This window comes from Sulfitobacter sp. M39, from assembly GCF_021735935.1.
Taxonomy (GTDB): domain Bacteria; phylum Pseudomonadota; class Alphaproteobacteria; order Rhodobacterales; family Rhodobacteraceae; genus Sulfitobacter.
On the sequence record NZ_WMDZ01000001.1, the window covers coordinates 2,929,401 to 2,947,385 of the forward strand.

The 17,985-nt window shown below is 60.0% G+C and carries 21 protein-coding genes; 5 read left to right on the top strand and 16 right to left on the bottom strand.

Annotated features, from left to right (window positions below):
• Positions 1 to 2 precede the first annotated feature (2 nt).
• The gene (gene plsY / locus GLP43_RS14185; RefSeq protein ID WP_005849669.1) at positions 3 to 614 is read left to right on the top strand and encodes a glycerol-3-phosphate 1-O-acyltransferase PlsY; all 612 of its coding nucleotides are present in this window, start codon (positions 3 to 5) and stop codon (positions 612 to 614) included.
• The gene (locus GLP43_RS14190) at positions 598 to 903 is read left to right on the top strand and encodes a hypothetical protein (protein WP_237279807.1); all 306 of its coding nucleotides are present in this window, start codon (positions 598 to 600) and stop codon (positions 901 to 903) included. The genes plsY and GLP43_RS14190 overlap by 17 nt, the downstream gene beginning before the upstream one ends.
• On the opposite strand, the gene GLP43_RS14195 is transcribed toward GLP43_RS14190, so the two are convergent.
• From GLP43_RS14195 to GLP43_RS14205, 3 genes are all read right to left on the bottom strand, one after another.
• Positions 897 to 2,267, bottom strand: a complete 1,371-nt coding sequence (locus GLP43_RS14195; RefSeq protein WP_237279808.1) for a glutamate--cysteine ligase — start codon at positions 2,265 to 2,267, stop codon at positions 897 to 899. The two genes, GLP43_RS14190 and GLP43_RS14195, sit on opposite strands and share 7 nt — an antisense overlap.
• Before the next feature lie 60 nt (positions 2,268 to 2,327).
• Positions 2,328 to 2,855, bottom strand: a complete 528-nt coding sequence (locus GLP43_RS14200) for a hypothetical protein (RefSeq protein ID WP_005849675.1) — start codon at positions 2,853 to 2,855, stop codon at positions 2,328 to 2,330.
• A gap of 97 nt (positions 2,856 to 2,952) precedes the next feature.
• Entirely contained in the window at positions 2,953 to 3,675 is a 723-nt protein-coding gene (locus GLP43_RS14205) for a 16S rRNA (uracil(1498)-N(3))-methyltransferase (RefSeq protein ID WP_237279809.1), read from the bottom strand.
• Between the two features lie 12 nt (positions 3,676 to 3,687).
• Between GLP43_RS14205 and ubiA the strand changes: the two genes are divergently transcribed.
• The 3 genes from ubiA to GLP43_RS14220 all read left to right on the top strand — a co-directional run bounded on the left by ubiA (position 3,688) and on the right by GLP43_RS14220 (position 6,952).
• Complete coding sequence (gene ubiA / locus GLP43_RS14210) at positions 3,688 to 4,662, top strand: 4-hydroxybenzoate octaprenyltransferase (protein ID WP_237279810.1); 975 nt, start codon at positions 3,688 to 3,690, stop codon at positions 4,660 to 4,662.
• Positions 4,663 to 4,725: 63 nt separating this feature from the next.
• Positions 4,726 to 6,624, top strand: a complete 1,899-nt coding sequence (locus GLP43_RS14215; RefSeq protein WP_237279811.1) for an OmpA family protein — start codon at positions 4,726 to 4,728, stop codon at positions 6,622 to 6,624.
• Between the two features lies 1 nt (position 6,625).
• Entirely contained in the window at positions 6,626 to 6,952 is a 327-nt protein-coding gene (locus tag GLP43_RS14220; RefSeq protein ID WP_005849689.1) for a hypothetical protein, read from the top strand.
• A 16-nt stretch (positions 6,953 to 6,968) separates the two neighbouring features.
• Here the strand turns inward: GLP43_RS14220 and GLP43_RS14225 are convergent, their stop codons facing one another.
• From GLP43_RS14225 to cydB, 13 genes are all read right to left on the bottom strand, one after another.
• Positions 6,969 to 7,412, bottom strand: coding sequence for a molybdenum cofactor biosynthesis protein MoaE (locus GLP43_RS14225; protein ID WP_009825254.1), 444 nt, complete (start codon positions 7,410 to 7,412; stop codon positions 6,969 to 6,971).
• A gap of 1 nt (position 7,413) precedes the next feature.
• A complete protein-coding gene (moaD, locus tag GLP43_RS14230; protein WP_237279812.1) occupies positions 7,414 to 7,659 on the bottom strand; it encodes a molybdopterin converting factor subunit 1 in 246 nt (81 codons plus the stop codon).
• A complete protein-coding gene (gene pgsA / locus GLP43_RS14235; protein ID WP_005849692.1) occupies positions 7,659 to 8,324 on the bottom strand; it encodes a CDP-diacylglycerol--glycerol-3-phosphate 3-phosphatidyltransferase in 666 nt (221 codons plus the stop codon). Before pgsA ends, moaD begins: the two co-directional genes overlap by 1 nt.
• Before the next feature lie 122 nt (positions 8,325 to 8,446).
• Positions 8,447 to 10,312, bottom strand: coding sequence for an excinuclease ABC subunit UvrC (uvrC, locus tag GLP43_RS14240; RefSeq protein WP_237279813.1), 1,866 nt, complete (start codon positions 10,310 to 10,312; stop codon positions 8,447 to 8,449).
• A gap of 284 nt (positions 10,313 to 10,596) precedes the next feature.
• Complete coding sequence (locus GLP43_RS14245; protein ID WP_237279814.1) at positions 10,597 to 11,376, bottom strand: SDR family oxidoreductase; 780 nt, start codon at positions 11,374 to 11,376, stop codon at positions 10,597 to 10,599.
• A 12-nt stretch (positions 11,377 to 11,388) separates the two neighbouring features.
• Entirely contained in the window at positions 11,389 to 12,342 is a 954-nt protein-coding gene (locus tag GLP43_RS14250) for a calcium/sodium antiporter (protein WP_237279979.1), read from the bottom strand.
• Between the two features lie 173 nt (positions 12,343 to 12,515).
• Positions 12,516 to 13,313: a S49 family peptidase gene (locus GLP43_RS14255; protein WP_237279815.1), complete on the bottom strand. Its 798-nt coding sequence runs from the start codon at positions 13,311 to 13,313 to the stop codon at positions 12,516 to 12,518.
• Positions 13,314 to 13,365: 52 nt separating this feature from the next.
• Positions 13,366 to 14,127 (bottom strand): ABC transporter permease, encoded by a 762-nt coding sequence (locus tag GLP43_RS14260; RefSeq protein ID WP_005849702.1) that lies wholly within the window; start codon positions 14,125 to 14,127, stop codon positions 13,366 to 13,368.
• The gene (locus tag GLP43_RS14265) at positions 14,124 to 15,053 is read right to left on the bottom strand and encodes an ABC transporter ATP-binding protein (RefSeq protein ID WP_237279816.1); all 930 of its coding nucleotides are present in this window, start codon (positions 15,051 to 15,053) and stop codon (positions 14,124 to 14,126) included. The genes GLP43_RS14260 and GLP43_RS14265 overlap by 4 nt, the downstream gene beginning before the upstream one ends.
• A gap of 65 nt (positions 15,054 to 15,118) precedes the next feature.
• Positions 15,119 to 15,643, bottom strand: a complete 525-nt coding sequence (locus tag GLP43_RS14270; RefSeq protein WP_237279817.1) for a CoxG family protein — start codon at positions 15,641 to 15,643, stop codon at positions 15,119 to 15,121.
• A 140-nt stretch (positions 15,644 to 15,783) separates the two neighbouring features.
• Positions 15,784 to 16,746, bottom strand: coding sequence for an NADPH:quinone oxidoreductase family protein (locus tag GLP43_RS14275; RefSeq protein WP_237279818.1), 963 nt, complete (start codon positions 16,744 to 16,746; stop codon positions 15,784 to 15,786).
• Between the two features lie 118 nt (positions 16,747 to 16,864).
• A complete protein-coding gene (locus GLP43_RS14280; RefSeq protein WP_005849709.1) occupies positions 16,865 to 16,975 on the bottom strand; it encodes a DUF2474 family protein in 111 nt (36 codons plus the stop codon).
• Positions 16,975 to 17,982 carry a cytochrome d ubiquinol oxidase subunit II gene (gene cydB, locus GLP43_RS14285; protein WP_237279819.1) on the bottom strand — a complete coding sequence of 336 codons (1,008 nt, stop codon included), beginning with the start codon at positions 17,980 to 17,982 and terminating at the stop codon, positions 16,975 to 16,977. The genes GLP43_RS14280 and cydB overlap by 1 nt, the downstream gene beginning before the upstream one ends.
• Positions 17,983 to 17,985 lie beyond the last annotated feature (3 nt).

A 17,985-nucleotide genomic window follows, 5' to 3' on the forward strand; every position in this document is an offset into this window, starting at 1 on the left:
ATATGCCCCTGATCGACTCTTCCCTATTCGTGCTCCTGTTCTGGGCCGTTGCGGCCTATCTGATCGGGTCGGTCCCCTTTGGCATGGTGCTGACGCGCGCAATGAATCTGGGCGATCTGCGCAGCATCGGGTCGGGCAATATCGGTGCCACCAATGTGCTGCGCACAGGTTCCAAAAAAGCGGCGGCGCTGACGTTGATCCTGGATGGGGGCAAAGGGGCCGTTGCGGTGCTGCTGGCACGGCTCTTCGCGGGCGAGGACGCCGCCCAAATTGCCGCATTGGCCGCGATGCTGGGCCATTGCTATCCGGTCTGGCTGGGGTTCAAGGGCGGCAAGGGTGTCGCGACATTCCTTGGTGTGTTGCTGGCCCTTGCATGGCCCGTCGGCCTGGCCTGCTGTCTGGCGTGGCTGATCGCCATGGCCGTCACCCGCACCTCGTCCATCGGGGGGCTGGCATCCGCCGCGGCATCGACCTTCTTTATGATCTTCCTGGGCTATGGCAGCGCCTTGTTTCTGGGCATCCTGCTGACCCTGCTGGTGTTCTGGCGCCACCGCGAGAACATCAAACGTATCCGCGCGGGTACAGAACCCAAAATTGGTGCCAAAAAAGACTGACCCCCTGCCCGTGCCCGAAGGTCCTTCCGTCGACGCTGGCTTTCTGACGGCCTTCCACGCGCTGCCCGACGGCACCCATAAGGGCCGCTATGCCGGACGGCGTTATGTCTGGTCAAAAACCGCGTTCAGGAATGGCAAAAGCTGGAAATTGGTGGCCGATGAATTGGGCGGTACGGACTATATCAGCCTGAACCTCTACGCGCTGGCCAGCGGCGCACGTCTTTATCCCTGCGAAATGCCCGCGGCCAAGGTCATCGCCTTTGTCCGCGAGCTAGTGATCGATCAATAGGAATAGTCGGCGTAGATTCGGCTGAGGTTGCCGTTCCACTTACCGTTATAATCCTCCAGAAGCTCATCCGCAGGGACCTTGCCGGTCTCGATGCTTTCCTTCAGCGCGTTCAGGAAATGCGTCTCGTCCGGGACCATACCGCCCGCACCGCTGCGCGCCCTTGCTTTCAGCCCTTGTTCGGACAGGGCCACAGCCTCGCGCGCGATATCATGCATGCGCACGCCGCCCACCCTGGCCTGCAACCCATCGACAGAGCCCGCGACCCGCAGCGCCTCGCGCGTTTCGGCATCCCAGTCTTTCACCAGATCCCACGCACCATCCAGCGCCTGTTGGTCATAGGTCAACCCGACCCAAAACGCGGGCAAAGCACATAGACGACGCCAGGGTCCACCGTCGGCACCGCGCATTTCGATGAATTTCTTGATCCGCGCCTCGGGGAAGGCGGTGGTCAGGTGATCCGCCCAATCGCTCAGCGTCGGAATTTCCCCGGGCAGCCCAGGCAGCTTGCCTTTCAGGAAGTCGCGGAAAGACTGCCCCAGGGCATCGATATATATTCCATCGCGGTAGACAAAATACATCGGCACATCGAGCGCATATTCCACCCAACGTTCAAAGCCCATGCCGTCTTCGAATACCCAAGGCAACATGCCCGTACGCGCCGCATCCAGATCACGCCACACCCGGCTGCGCCATGATTTGTGGCCGTTGGGTTTGCCTTCGAAAAAGGGCGAATTCGCAAACAGCGCAGTCGCGACAGGTTGCAAGGCCAGCGCCACGCGCAGCTTTTGCACCATGTCCGCCTCGGACCCGAAATCAAGGTTCACCTGCACCGTGCAGGTCCGGCGCATCATGACCCGGCCCATAGTGCCGACCTTGGTCATATATTCGTTCATCAGCTTGTACCGGCCCTTGGGCATCAGATCCATCTGGTCGTGGGACCATTCCGGTGCCGCACCCAAGCCAATGAACCCCGCGCCGATCCGGTCCGCCACATCGCGCACTTCGCGCAGGTGGGTGTTCACCTCGTCGCAAGTCTCGTGGATGGTTTCGACGGGCGCGCCTGATAGCTCCAACTGACCGCCCGGCTCGAGCGATATATTGGCCCCGTCCTTGACCAACCCGATCAGCTTGCCGCCCTCTTCTACAGAGGCCCAACCGTGGCCGTCGCGCAGCCCCTCCAACATCGCGCGGATCGAACAGTCGCCCTCATAGGGCAAGGGCAGCAGCGTCTCTTTGTTGTAGCCGAATTTCTCGTGCTCGGTGCCGATGCGCCAATCTTCCTTGGGCTTGCACCCGTCCGCGAGGTAGTTGACCAGCTGGTCGTAACTTTCGATCGGGCCGCCGCCGGATTGAGGGATAGACATGTGGGGTGGCTCCGAGTTCAATTTCTGTGGTCTAAGGGATGGTGCGATTTGGGCGGGGTGTCAATGCAACAGGGTCGATGCCGGCCGCATCGAACGCCGCTCCCAAATCACGACGGACAGGGTCTTGTCATCCGCCAATTCGGCCAACATTCTTTCGGTACGTAGCCCCGGAAGTGCGGCAAAAGCGTCAAAAAGCGCGTCCGCCCCCGCGGCATCCACGGGGATCATCACGGGATTTTGTCCAGGCTGTTCCAGTTTCCAATGGGCCGGATAGGCCCCGCGCTCAAGGCTCAGACGCTCCATCTCGCGTAGGGCGATGACGCCGCCGGTCAGGGGACCGAAATAGGCGATCTGCCCCTCATCCACCTGCACCGCCCCCGCCCCGAGGCCGGTCTTGCGAAACCGCACCCGCTGTCCGCCGATCCAGACAAAGATCACCCCCGCAAGGATCAGCGCATAGCCCGGTATCGCCAACAGCAACCCCGGCCCCGCCACCAGCCAAAGCCCGATCAAAGCGACCGCGATGCCGCCTAGAACCTCGCGCCAACGCCACAGTTCGGCCTTCGCCTCAGGTCGCAGAAAACTCATCGTGCTCTCCTACTGCCGGCTTCATTTTGCCAGATAAACTCCACGGGGGCGTGGGGGTGTGAAACCCCCACTCCGACGCGCGTGCCGGAAACCGCACTCACGCCCAATCTCCCAACGTCTTTTGCCACAGGGTCATGGCCGCCACTGCTGCCGTATCCGCCCGCAAGATGCGCGGCCCCAAGGCGACGGGGCGCGACCAGTCCAACCCGCGCAAACGTGTGCGTTCACTGTCCGAAAACCCGCCCTCTGGTCCAATCAGGATGGCCCAAGGACCGGGTCGCGCGGACGCGAGCCCCTCTTCCTCGCCCGCCAGCGCCTCGTCGCAGAACATCAAGGACCGCTCGGGCTCCCAACGATCGATCAGACGGTCCAGCCGGATCATATCGGCCACCTCCGGAACGAAAGTCCCGCCGCATTGCTCTGCAGCCTCGACCGCGTGGGCTTGCAGGCGATCGCGCTGCACGCGGCCGGCGTTGGTAAATTCACTTTGCACCGGCACAATGCGCCGCGCACCCATTTCGGCAGCTTTCTCGACAATGAAATCCGTGCGCGCCTTTTTGATCGGCGCGAAGATCAGCCACAGGTCGGGCGGCATGTGCAGCGGTTTCGTCGGCTCGGCACAGACCAGCACACCGCCGCGTTTGCCCGCCTCGGCGACCTCGGCGCGCCATTCGCCATCGATGCCATTAAACAACAGGACCGACGCGCCCACCGATTGACGCATCACGCCAAAGAGATAATGCGCCTGCGCCTTATCCAAAGGAACGGATTGCCCCTGCCCCAGTGGATGATCTACATAAAGTCTGATTTTCGCGTTCATGGGCACAGATATATGCACGACACCTCGCCGACACCAGATGGCAATGATGCGACACGTGTGGTCGATGCCCCTGCGGATAATTGGGTCGACCGTTCAGCCCCGCGTTTCACCCGCCCCTACCTGCGGCTCAGCCGCGCCGACCGCCCTATTGGCACTTGGCTTTTGCTGCTGCCCTGTTGGTGGGGGCTGACGCTTGCGATGTTGTTTGACCAGCAACCGCGCTGGTTTGACCTATGGATCTTCATCGGCTGCGGTGCTGGTGCCTGGCTGATGCGCGGCGCGGGTTGCACGTGGAACGACATCACCGACCGGCATATCGATGGCAAGGTCGCCCGCACACGGTCGCGGCCCATCCCCTCGGGTCAGGTCAGCGTCAAAGGTGCGCTGGCATGGATGATCGCACAGATGCTGATCGCGCTTGGCATTTTGCTGACTTTCAACGGGGCCGCCATCGCCCTTGGGGTGCTGGCCCTGCTGCCCGTCGCCGTTTACCCTTTCGCCAAACGTTTCACGTGGTGGCCGCAGGTCTTCCTGGGCATCGCATTCAACTGGGGCGCGCTGCTGGCCTGGACCGCCCATACCGGCAGCCTCGGCGCGCCTGCGGTGGTGCTCTATGCCGCGGGCATCGCGTGGACGCTTTTTTATGACACGATCTATGCCCATCAGGACAAGGAAGATGACGCCCTGATCGGGGTCAAATCCACAGCCCGCCTGTTCGGGGACAACACCGCGCAATGGTTGCGCCGTTTCCTGATTGCCACCGTGGGCCTGATGGGGCTGGCGGTGATCTTTGCCCTGCGCGATTCCGCATCCTTTCTGGCGATGGTCATCGCCCTTGGCGGGCCTTGGGCAATGGGCTGGCATATGGCGTGGCAGTTGCGTGGCATTGACATCAACGACAACGACAAGCTTCTGCGTCTGTTTCGTGTGAACCGCGATACCGGCATGATCCCGCTGGTGTTTTTTGCCGCAGCCCTGCTGGCGTGATTGCACCCCTGTCCCCTCGGGCGTATCAAAGGCTCCAACGTTAACGGTTTCAGAAACGAGCTTATGCGCCTATCCGCACTCCTGATCATCGCGATGACCTTTACCGCCGCTGCGACCGTCTCATTGGTGGCTGCGAATTTTTCGGTAACCCTGATCGAGGAAAACTCCGAGATCGGCGTGCGTGATGCGCTTGATGCAAAAGAGATGACATGGGCCGAAGTGCAGGCAGACGGGCTGCAGGTCACCCTGTCGGGCACTGCGCCAGACGAGGTCGCACGGTTCAATGCGCTGAGCACCGCAGGCACCATCGTCGATGCCGCCCGCGTGATTGACCAGATGGATGTGACCGCGCAGGCCGCAATCGCCGCGCCGAAGTTCTCGGTCGAGATCTTGCGCAATGATTCCGGCGTTTCGATCATCGGGCTGATTCCCACGACCACCGACCGCGATGCGGCCATCGACCGTTTCCAGTCCATCGCCGGTCAAGATCATGTCGCCGATCTATTGGAATCAGCGAATTACCCTGCCCCCGACGGATGGGAAGACGCCTTTGGTTTCGCCATTTCCGCGATGGAGAGACTGCCCCGTGCCAAAGTTTCTGCCGAAGCGGGGCGTGTGGCGATCACCGCCATTTCCGACAGCGCAGAAGCCAAGGCACGGCTGGAAAACCAGTTGAAACGTGCAGCCCCTCCCGGGCTGGTGGTGACACTAGAGATCGCCGCGCCGCGCCCGGTGATCACGCCCTTTACCCTGCGCTTCCAGATCGAGGAAGACAGCACCGGCTTTGACGCCTGCAGCGCGGATACCGAACAGGCCAGCGCCCGAATCCTCAAGGCGGCCGTTGCGGCTGGCGCACCGGGGTCGGCACGCTGCACGGTGGGTCTTGGCGTGCCAAGCCCGCGGTGGTCGGAAGCCGTGGAGAAAGCCATCGGCGCGCTGTCCAAGATCGGTGGCGGCTCCGTCAGCTTTGCCGATGCCGATATCAGCCTGATCGCCGCCGAAGGCACAGAGCAAGAGGTATTCGACCGCGTTGTCGGTGAATTGGAAAACGCCCTGCCGGATGTTTTCGCGCTGAATGCGAGGCTACCCAAGACGGTAGACCCCGATGCCGGCCCGCCCGAATTTGTCGCCACGCTCTCGCCCGAAGGCCAGGTGCAGCTGCGCGGCCGTCTAACCGACGACGCGCTGCGCGAATTGGCCGACAGCTACGCCAAGGCGAGCTTTGGCTCGGACAAGGTCTATACCGCTGCACGCATTGTCGATGACCTGCCCGCCGATTGGCCAACCCGCGTGCTATCGGCGCTCGACGCGCTGTCCAAGCTGGCCAATGGCACCGTCATCGTGACCCCCGATAGTGTCAGCGTCGCGGGTAACACTGGGAACCCCGACGCCAGCACGCAGATCGCAACCTTGCTGGCAGGCAAACTGGGCGAAGGCAAAGACTATGAGGTCAAAGTCGCCTATCAAGAAAAGCTCGACCCCGTTCTGGGCCTGCCCACCCCGCAGGAATGCGAAGCCGAGATCGGCAAAGTTGTGGCCAAGGGCAAGATCAACTTTGAACCCGGCAGCGCCACCATTGACGCCTCCGCGCTTGGCACGATGGACCAAATCGCCGAAATCCTGCAAGACTGCCGCGACATAGCACTTGAGGTACAGGGCTATACCGACAGTCAGGGCCGCGAGGAAATGAACCTCGCGCTCAGCCAGTCGCGGGCCCAATCGGTGCTGAACGAATTGCGCGCCCGCCGCGTGATCACCGGCTCTTTCGTCGCCAAGGGCTATGGCGAAGAATCGCCCGTTGCCTCCAACGACACCGAAGAAGGCCGCGAGGCGAACCGCCGGATCGAATTTAAGCTGATCGAAGAAGAGACAGCGGAAGATTCTGACGAAACAGCGCTGGAAAATGGCGCGGATACAGGCGATACAGACACACCATCCGACCAGACCCAAGAAGGCAACTAACATGAGCAGAACCGAATTTGTCATCGCGACAGCGATTATCCTATTCGTCGCCTTCTGCCTTGGATGGTTTGCCAACTGGCTGCTGCACCGATTTACCCGCGTGGCAGCCGACGATGTCGCCCAACTTGACCGGATGAGCCAGGAATTGCACGAAGCGGAAGAAACCCGCGATCAGGCGATCACCTATCTGCAACAGCGCGAGGCAGAGCTGACGAACCAGCTCAACCAGACCGAGGCAGAGCTGCGCGCAGCGATGGACGGGTTGCGCGATGCACGCCATGAAGCGGAAGAAATGCGCGCCTACATCGATCGTCAACAGGCCAGCTAAAGGGCCGACGTGCCGCTTACCACCGGGCCAGCGCGTCTTCGTCTTCTGCCTTTGATGCAACCCAATCCGCCCCTTTGGCAGTGATCTCGCGCTTCCAGAAGGGCGCGCGCGACTTCAGGTAATCCATAAGGAATTCAGCCGCTTCAAACGCATCCTTGCGGTGGCGCGCGGCGGTGGCGACCATCATGATCATCTCGCCCGGCAGCAGTCGGCCGAAGCGGTGAATGACCAGAGCATCCCCCAGTGAAAACCGCGCCATCGCGGTTTCGGCCATCTCGGTCAGGGCAGATTCGGTCATGCCGGGGTAGTGTTCAATCTCCATCGCCTGCAACGGATCATCGGGCAGATCGCGCACGATGCCGGTGAAGGTCACGATGGCGCCCATATCCCGATGACCGGCAGCAAAATCCTGGCTTTCCTGCCCCAGATCAAAACCCGCTTCCTGAACCGAGATCTTCATCTCAACCCCCTGTCATCGGCGGGAAAAACGCCACTTCGCGCACCCCTTCCAACGAGGCATCGAAATCGGCAAGTTCCTGATCCACGGCGACACGCAGGCCGGACAGATCGGAAAAGGCGACAGCATAGCGCTCTTCGCGCCCGCGCAATTCCTCTACAAGGTCCAGGACAGTGCGGGCGGACGTATCGACCTTCTCACGAGGCAGCCCGATACGTTCGCGAACCCATGCAAAATACAGGATATTCATCAGCGTGGCTCCACCAGATGGGGCATGGATTTGCGCAGATAATCATAGCCGGTGATCGCCGTCAGCGCCGCCGCAATCCAAAGCAGCACCAACCCGATCCGGCCGGCCCAGATCATCCCGTGGAACTTCCAGGTAAGCCCCAGAACGTCCTCTTCCTCACCAGACAGAATGGCACCGACCAAGGCGTTATCCATGCCGAAAATCGACATGCCAAAGTAATGTTCAAACAGCCCCTGCCCGAACAGCACGGCAATCGCGACCATCTGCGCGGTTGTCTTCCACTTGGCCAGCGCCGTGACCTTCAAGGTGCCGGACACATCTCCCAGAAACTCCCGCAGGCCTGAAACAAAGACTTCGCGAAACAGGATCACGGTGGCAGGAAGCACCAGCCACGGCGACCAGCTTGAAAACGCGACGATCACCATCAGCGCAATCACCACCATCGCCTTGTCGGCAATCGGGTCCAGCATGGTCCCCAGCTTGGTTTCCTGCCCCCACGCGCGCGCAAGATAGCCGTCAAACCAATCGGTGACCGCTGCGGCGATGAACAGGAACATCGCCAAAGCGTCCGCATAGGGACGCGTAAAATACAAGAACATCACAGCCACACCCGGGGCCGCGACAAGACGCAGGAGCGTCAGGATATTGGGGATATTCCACTTCATAGCGTCACCCTACAGTGGCAAGACGACAGGGGAAAGTGCCAAGACATCGCCTTCATTTTGCAAAATAAACTCCCCGCGGAGCGTCCTGCCCCGACCACGTGCCCAAAGGCTGAAATTTTGGGCTATCCGCGTTCATGGAAAAATGCATAAATCCGTTCGGCCAAAGCAACCGACACCCCGTCGACCGCCTTCAAGTCGCTCAAGTTCGCGCGACCAACGGCCTTGGCTGACCCGAAATGGGCCAGCAGCGCGCGTTTGCGGGCGGCACCGACGCCGGGCACGTCATCAAGGGGCGTCGCCCCCACGGCCTTGGCACGTTTGGCGCGGTGGGTGCCGATGGCGAAACGGTGGGCTTCGTCGCGCAAACGCTGGATGAAATACAAAACCGGATCATTATGCCGCAAGGCCATCGGGCGCTTGCCGACGCGGTAAAATTCCTCTTTGCCCGCATCACGATCCACACCTTTGGCCACGCCGACCATCGGAATACCCTCAACCCCGTATTCGCGCATGATGGACGCCACAGCACTCACCTGCCCTGCACCACCGTCGATCAACAGCAGGTCAGGCCACATGCCAAGCTTGCGGTCCGGATCTTCCTTGAGCAACCGTTTGAAACGGCGGGTCAGCACCTCTTTCATCATGCCAAAGTCATCCCCCGGCGTCAGGTCATCGCCGCGAATGTTGAACTTACGGTACTGGTTTTTCATCATTCCTTCGGGGCCGGCGACAATCATACCGCCAACCGCGTTCGTCCCTTGGATGTGGGAGTTATCGTAGACCTCGATCCGTTGCGGCGGCGCAGGCAGATCAAAGGCGTCAGCGATACCTTTAAGAAGGTTCGTCTGGGTCGCTGTCTCTGCCAGTTTACGCGCCAGAGATTCGCGTGCATTGCGCAGCGCCCCATCGACCAGCTCTGCTTTTTCGCCACGTTTGGGGACCACAATATCAACTTTGCGCCCCAGCTTGCCTGACAGCGCCTCAACCATCAGATCGGGGCTTTCGATGTCGTTCGACAGGATCAACTGGCGCGGTGGTTCGCGGGTGTCATAGAACTGACCGATAAAGGCCTCCAGCACCTCGGCGGCATCCACATCGGGGCCCACACGGGGGTAGTAGTCGCGGTTCCCCCAGTTCTGATTGGCGCGGATAAAGAAGACCTGCACGCAAGCCTGACCCTGATCCATGTGCAGCGCGATAATATCCGCTTCGGCAACGCCTTGCGGGTTGATCCCCTGTGCCGTTTGCACCTGCGTCAGCGCCTTGATCCGGTCGCGCAGGGCGGCGGCGCGTTCAAACTCCATCGCCTCTGACGCCTCGGCCATCTCGGTCGCCAGCCTGCCCTGAATATCGGTGGACTTACCGTTGAGGAATTTCTCCGCGTCCTGCACCGTCTTGCGATATTCTTCGGGTGAGATCTTACCCACACAGGGGGCAGAGCAGCGCTTGATCTGATGCTGCAAACAGGGGCGCGAGCGGCTTTCGAACATCGCGTCAGAGCAATCGCGCAGCAGGAACACCCGTTGCAGTTGGTTCAGCGTGCGGTTCACCGCACCGGCGCTAGCGAAGGGCCCATAGTAATTGCCCTTTTCCTTTTTGGCCCCACGGTGCTTTTTGATCTGCGGATAATCATGCGTCGCCGTTACCAGAATATTGGGAAAGCTCTTGTCATCGCGCAGCAGCACGTTGAATTTCGGCTTGAGCTGTTTGATCAGGTTCTGTTCAAGCAGCAGCGCCTCGGTCTCTGTCTTCGTGGTCAGAAACATCATCGACGCGGTGTTTGATATCATTCGCGCGATCCGGCCCGAATGACCCGACGGCCGCGCGTAGTTGCTCACCCGCGCCCGCAGATTCCGCGCCTTGCCCACGTACAGGACACGGCTTTCCGAATCGAGCATCCGGTACACACCAGGAGAGCCATCAATCGTTTTCAGGTACGATTGAATCACCTCATGGCCAGTTTTCGGTTTTTCGTTAGCGTCTGACATTGATTCGAGCGTTCGGACCTTTTGGCTGCAACAGTGTTAGCGGCAGGACAAGATTAAACATACCCACGACTCTTGTGGATAACCTTGCAGATAACTTTCAAACAGCGAGGATTTTCCCATGTATTAATGGGGTTTCCGGTGTTTGCCTATTTTTTAGGCAGTTACTCAAGGCACTGATTTTAAATAGTATTTTTATTAACTCTTTCCAACCCACTGATAACACGCTCCTTTTTGTAACGGTTTTGTTACCGATGTGCTCACAGTGCACAACTTGCGTGGAAACCCTATTCTAGCCCTTGCGCGTCGGGGGTTTTCCAGCCTAGGTGCTGCCCCCCGTCAGTGCAGATCAACTGCCCTGTGACCGACGGCGCATCAAGGAAATAGCCCAATGCAGCGGTAATATCGCTGGGATTCGCACCGCGTTCGAGAATCACCTTGGACCGCTGCCGCGCAAAGTGTTCGTCGGTCTGCTTGGCCCCCTTCAACGTCGGACCCGGACCGATTGCATTGACCCGTATCGCCGGTGCCAACGCTTGGGAAGATGTCTGCGTCAGCGCCCACAACCCCATTTTGCCGATGGTATATGTCATGAACTCGGGCGTAAGCTTGCGCACCCGTTGGTCTAGCATATTGATGATCAGCCCCACGGCAACGGGTTCGCCCTGTTCGTCCGTGTCAGGCTCCAACTCTTGCGCGGCCATTGCCTGCGTCAGAATGAAGGGCGCGCGCAGATTGCTGCCAATATGGCGGTTCCAGCTTTCCTCGGTTGCGGTAGAGATATTGTCGTATTCAAAGATCGACGCGTTGTTTACAAGGCAGGTGATCGGCCCGCCAAGCGCCTCTGCCGCACGCGACAGCAGGTCATGCGTCGCGGTCTCGTCCAGCAGATCGGCTTGCAGGGCGACAGCCTGCCGCCCCTTTGCCTTCAACTCGGACACAACCTCGTCGGCACCGTCGGACGAGCTGTTGTAATGCACCGCAACGTCATACCCGCGATCCCCGAGATACAGCGCCATCGCACGCCCCAAGCGGGCTCCGGCTCCGGTTACCAACGCGTGTTTCATACCGCACCTCTCTTAGATCAGAACAGCCGCCATATAGCCCGCATAGATGGCGCACAGCAGGATGCCCCAGATGCGGTTGATATCGCGCCCCAGATACACAAAGGGGATCAACAGCAGCGACGCCCCCAGCATGACCCACAGATCGAACCGCAGGAATTCTGGATCGACAGTGATCGGCCCGACAAGGCTCGCGATACCGATAATGCCCAGCAAGTTGAACAGGTTGGACCCGATCACGTTACCCAAGGCGACATCTGCCTGACGACGCAGCGCCGCCATAACAGTTGTGGCAAGTTCGGGCATCGAGGTCCCGATCGCCACCAGCGTCAGCCCGATGACAGTGTCGCTTACCCCATAGGCGCGCGCGATCATGGACGCATTATCCACCAGCAGCCCCGCCCCAAGGGGCAAACCCACCAGCCCGAGGACAAGGAATACCGCGATGCGCCAGCCCGGCATATCGGGATCGGCCCCTTCGGGCTCTTCCAGATCAGCGGCGGCAGCGTCTTTACATTCGCGGCGATGCTCTTTGCTGTCGCGATACATGTCGTACAGCACATAGGCCAAGGCCCCCAACAACACGAAACCCGCCCAGAAATCGAAAACACCACGATACGCCAGCCCGATGAACAGCACCGAGGCGGCGATCATCATGTTGAACGTCTTGCGCGTGCTACACTCTGACGTGTGCATCGTCGCCAGTAAGGCAGGCACCCCGAGCACCAGCAGGATGTTCGCGGTGTTCGACCCCACGACATTGCCCAATGCGATCCCCGGTGAATCGTCCAACACCGCTTTGATCGACACCAGCAATTCCGGCGCAGACGTCCCGAACGCCACAATCGTCAGGCTGACGATCAAAGCGGGCACGCCGAGGCGCAGGGACAGGTTAACCGCCCCCTTAACCAACGCATCCCCGGCCAGCAACAAAATCACCAGCCCCAAAACACTTAGAACCCAAGGCATAATCATCCGCGTTTACCCCCGCATCCGCAGGGAGATTTCCCAATGCGATAGCGTCCACAATTATTACATTTCTTCTGGCTCAGGCGCTTACCGCCCAACCAGTGCATCTTTCCAAACCATGCGAGCGTGCCCATGGCGACCAGAAACAATAAGACAATCTTAAAGACCATGCGTCAGAGCCCGAACCGCGCATAGGCCGCGCGCTCTTCAATACTGTCGACCGCGTCGCCGATGATCTGCGCACCAAAACGGGACAGCAGCCCTTTTTTGGTGCCGTAGCGGTTGAACTTCACCTTGTCGCCAAAGCGTTGCTTGATCATCGGGCGCAGGTGGCCGATGCCGTCGATCAGCCCCAGCTCGGTGGCGCGTTTCGCCAGCCAGACCTCTCCGGTGAACAGGTCAGTATCAGAGGATAGCTTGCTCCCGCGGCGTGATGTGACGTGATCGATAAAGTTCCCGTGGATATCCTCCAGCAGTTGCTTCAACCGCGCGACATCTTCGGGCTTTTCAGGGCGGAACGGGTCGAGCATGGATTTGGACTGGCCCGCAGTATAAACCCGCCGCTCTACCCCGTGGCGTTGGATAAATTCATCCGCACCAAAAGACGCCGAAATCACACCGATGGACCCCAGAACGGAACTGGGATCGGCATAGATTTCATCCGCAGCCGCGGCCAGCCAATATCCGCCAGAGGCCGCGACATCTTCGACAAAGGCGATGACGCGGATGTTCTTTTCCTCGGCCAGACGCCGGATGCGCGCGCCGATCAACGACGATTGCACCGGGCTACCGCCGGGGCTGCTGATTTCCAGAACCACAGCCGCAGGTTTGCCGCGGTTGAATGCTTTGTCGATGGCGGGGCCAATGCCGCTGTCGTTCAGGCCGCCACGCGTACGGCCCCCGATCACGCCGGACAGTCGAACCACGGAAACCGTCGGACGGGAGGCCAAAAAGGGAAGGTATTTTCTCATACCTTCCCATGTAGAGTGCGCCATACCTGCAAACAAGGAGGGCACCCGATACTTACTGCCTAATCCGCCAGCCGGTACGGAAAATCCAACCGATCACCGCAAGACACAGCGCCGTAAAGCCCGCGATGGCCAAAAGGCTTGTCACAATCGGCACATCCGCCGATCCGAAGAAGGCCCAGCGGAAGCCCGAGATCAGATACACCACCGGGTTAAAGTGAGAGATCACCTGCCACACCGGCGGCAGCATAGAGATCGAATAGAACGATCCCCCAAGGAAGACCAAGGGTGTCACAATCAACAGCGGAACAAGCTGCAACTGTTCAAAGTTGCCCGCCCAAATCCCGATGATGAAGCCCATCAGCGAAAAGCTGATGCAGGTCAGCACCAGAAAGGCCACCATCCAGATCGGATGCTGAATGGTGATGTCCACAAAGAAGAACGCCGTGAGCAGGATGATCACCCCGATAAACAGTGCCTTGGTCGCCGCAGCCCCGACATAGCCGCAGACAATTTCGATAAAGTTAACCGGCGCGGATAAGAGTTCGAACACGGTGCCGATGAACTTGGGGAAATAGATGCCAAAGGACGCGTTCGAGATCGATTGCGTGATCACGCTAAGCATGATCAGCCCCGGTACAATGAACGCGCCATAACTGATACCTTCGACCTCTTGGATGCGGCTGCCGATGGCCGCGCCGAACACCACGAAATACAGCGACGTGGACAACACCGGAGAGATCAGACTTTGCGTGATGGTGCGAAAGAAGCGCGCCATTTCAAAAGTGTAGATAGATTTGACAGCGATCCAGTTCATGCCGCGTCCTCCTTGACCAGATCGACAAAAATATCCTCAAGACTGCTTTGCGACGTCTCAAGATCAGACAGCACAAGCCCCGCAGCCGCGACATCGGACAACAGCTTGGTGATGCCTGTCCGGTCGGCCCGCGTGTCATAGGTATAGATCAGCGCGTGCCCGTCGTCGGACAGGGTCAGCGCGTCAGAGGCAAGACTATCGGGGATCGCGTCAATCGGCTGGGTCAGTTGCACCACCAATTGCTTTTTCCCCATGCGTGACATCAACGTGTCTTTATCCTCGACCAGCAGCAGCTCGCCGTGGGCGATCACACCGATCCGATCGGCGATCGCCTCGGCTTCCTCGATATAGTGGGTGGTGAGGATGATGGTCACGCCGCTGGCCTTCAGGTCCGCGACGATGTTCCACATATCGCGGCGCAGCTCTACGTCGACGCCGGCGGTGGGTTCGTCCAAGAACAGGACGCGGGGCTCATGCGCCAATGCCTTGGCGATCAAGACACGACGTTTCATCCCGCCCGACAAGGCGCGGATCTGGCTGTCTTTCTTGTCCCACAGCGATAGCTGGCGCAGGATCTTTTCAACTGCCGCATCATCCTTGGGTTTCCCAAACAACCCGCGCGAGAAACGCACAGTGCTGATGACTTTTTCAAAGGGTTCAAGGTTGATCTCTTGCGGTACCAGCCCGATCATCGACCGCGCACCACGGTAGTCGTTTACCGTGTCGAAACCGCCCACAGTGACGCTGCCGCCTGTGCCGGTCGTGATCCCGCAAATAGTTGAAATAAGTGTTGTTTTCCCTGCGCCATTGGGGCCAAGCAGGGCAAGGATTTCGCCCTCTCGGATGTTCAGCGAGACGCCTTTCAGCGCCTCGAACCCATCTGCATAGGCCTTGCGCAGGTCGGTGATCTTTACGATGTCAGGCATGGGCGTCTCCGGTGTTGTTGGCCGGAAACTAGACTGATTATCCAAAAGTGAACAGGCCCTACCCGTCAGCTTTTGCTGCGGCCGAACCAGCCCTTTTTCTCGGCCGGTGCATCCGTTGCCTCTGCCGCTTCCGCCTGAGCATCCTCGGCTGGCCCCTCAAGCGTTTCTTGGAGGTTATTAAAGAACTGGTCCGCCATCTTTTTGGCAAACCCGTCAATGATCCGGCTGCCAAGCTGTGCCAGCTTGCCGCCGACCTTGGCCTCGACATCATAGGAAAGCTCGGTCCCGCCATCGACAGCAGCTAGCGTCACGTCCGCCTCGCCCTTGGCAAAACCCGCAGCACCGCCTTTCCCTTCGCCGCTGATCTTGATTGACTGGTCGGGCACCATATCGGTCATGGTGACCTGTCCCTTGAACGTGGCTTTGACGGGGCCGACCTTCTGCACCACCGTCGCCTCGAACCCGTCTTCCGGCGAACCGGTCACCTCGGTTGCGCCGGGGACGCATTTGATCAGCATGTCAGGGTCCAGCAGCGCGGCATATACCTCTGCCGGGCTGGCGGCGATCTGGCGGGTCTCTGACATTTTCATGGGGGGCTCTCCGTTGATGGCTTTGCGACAACCTAGCGCACATCAATTGGCAACGCCAAGGTCAAACGCGCGGGTCCGGCTATGGCGATATGGCCGCTCAGGATCTCAACAGTCGCCAAATCTCCAATAAAACGCAGACATTAACTGACCCGTACGATGACCTTGCCCGTCGCCTTGCGCGTGCGCAGCAGTTCCAGTGCGTCATTCGCCTGATCCAACGGTAGGACGTGGCTCACATGGGGTTTCAGCTTGCCCGCGCTATACCAGTCGATCAGCACCTTGAAGCTGTCTGTCAGCACCTGCGGTTTGAAATTCTTGTACCCGCCCCAGAAAAAACCCAGCACGTCTATGTTCTTGACCAGCAGGATATTGGCAGGGATTTGCGGCACCTCGCCCGAGGCAAACCCAAGCGGCAGGATGCGGGCCTCGGGGTTGCAGGCGCGCAGTGCCGCCTTGAACTGGTCGCCGCCGATCGGGTCATAGACCACATCCGCCCCGCCCAAGGATTTCACCACTTCGCGGATGTCATCGGTTTCGGAATCGATCAGATGGTCGGCCCCGGCAGCGCGGCAGATCTCGAGCTTGGCCGCGCCACGGGCGCAGGCGATGACCTCTGCCCCCATGAGCTTGCCCAGCTCCACGGCTGTCAACCCGACCCCGCCCGAGGCCCCAAGGACCAGCAGACGTTCCCCCGGTTGCAGCCGCGCCTTGTAGTCCAGCGCCACATGGCTAGTGCCATAAGCCACAAGAAACGCCGCGGCATCCTCGGCCGGCATATCGTCGGGGATCGGCACGCAGACATTGGCGGGAATGGCGGCATATTCGGCCAGCCCCAGCAGGCCGCTATAAGCTGCAATACGTTGACCGACGGCCAGATCGGTCACGCCCTCCCCCACGGCGGCGACGCTGCCCGAAAGCTCCATCCCCAGCGTGAAGGGCAGATCCGGCTTTTGCTGATAGGTCCCCTTGATCATCAGCAGGTCACCAAAGTTCAACCCGCAGGCATCGACCTTGATCAACACTTCGCCAGCGGCGGGGACGGGCATTTCCAGCTCTTGCTCGGACAGGGGCTGGTCATAGGCGGTGACTTGCATGGCGCGCATCGGGGGATCCTCTTGCTATTTCACGCAAAAGGGCCAGAGCATTGGCGGCTTTGCAACCCCCTTGCCCCGGCCCTTGTGAAATTACCCAACGGCAGATGCCCGACCCCGCCATGCCCCCTTAGGGCATGATCATCAGCCGGATCCCATAAGCCACCAGCCCAAGCGCTGCGACGCTCAGCACCCAGATCAGGACAAACCATCCCGTGCGTGTCATCCAGTTGCGTCGCATCAGTGGTAACCCTCTTCGGGGTCGATCTTCCCTCGGAACACCCAGTAGGTATAGATCGTGTAGGACAGGATCATCGGCAGCAGCACCAAGGTGCCGACCAAGGCGAACTTGAGGCTGCTGTCAGGTGCCGCGGCCTCGACGATGGTGAGCGACGAGGGCACGATATAGGGGTAGAAGCTGATCCCGATCCCGATAAAGCCCAGCACGAACAGCGCCAGCGCGCAGAGGAACGGCGTCACATCCCAGTGGCGTTGCAGCCCGTGGAACAGCCCATAGACGGCCGCGGCCACCAATGCAGGCACCAGAAAGCTGAAAATCGCGGTCGGAAAGGCGAACCAACGGCCAAAGAAGGCGTCATTCAGGAAGGGCGTCCAAAGGCTGACGAGCCCCATGAACACCAGTGTCGCAATGGCAAAGGGCCAGGCCAGTCGCCGCATATGCGCCTGAATACGGCCCTCGAGCTTCATGTTCAGCCAGGTCGCGCCCAGCATCGCATAGCCGACGGTCACCGCAAAACCGGTCAGGAGAGAGAAGGGCGTCAGCCAGTCCCACCAGCCGCCGGCATAGGCGCGGTTCTCGATCTCGATCCCTTGCACCAGCGCGCCAAGCGCGATCCCCTGACACATGGACGCCACCAGCGACCCCCCGAAGAACGAGATATCCCACAGCTGTTTGCCCCGCACCGTCCGCCAGCGGTATTCAAAGGCGACGCCGCGAAAGACCAACCCCAGCAGCATCAGGATGATCGGCATGTAAAGTGCGGGCATCACCGTGGCATAGGCCAGCGGGAAGACGGCGAACAGACCGCCCCCGCCTAGAACCAGCCAAGTTTCATTCCCGTCCCAGATCGGCGCGACAGAGTTCATCATCACGTCACGTTCGCCTTCGTCCTTGGACAGCGGGAACAGCAGCCCGACCCCAAGGTCGAAGCCGTCGAGGATGACATAGATCAGCACCGCAAGCGCGATGATGCCGGCCCAGATAAACGAAAGCTCTAATCCAAACATCTG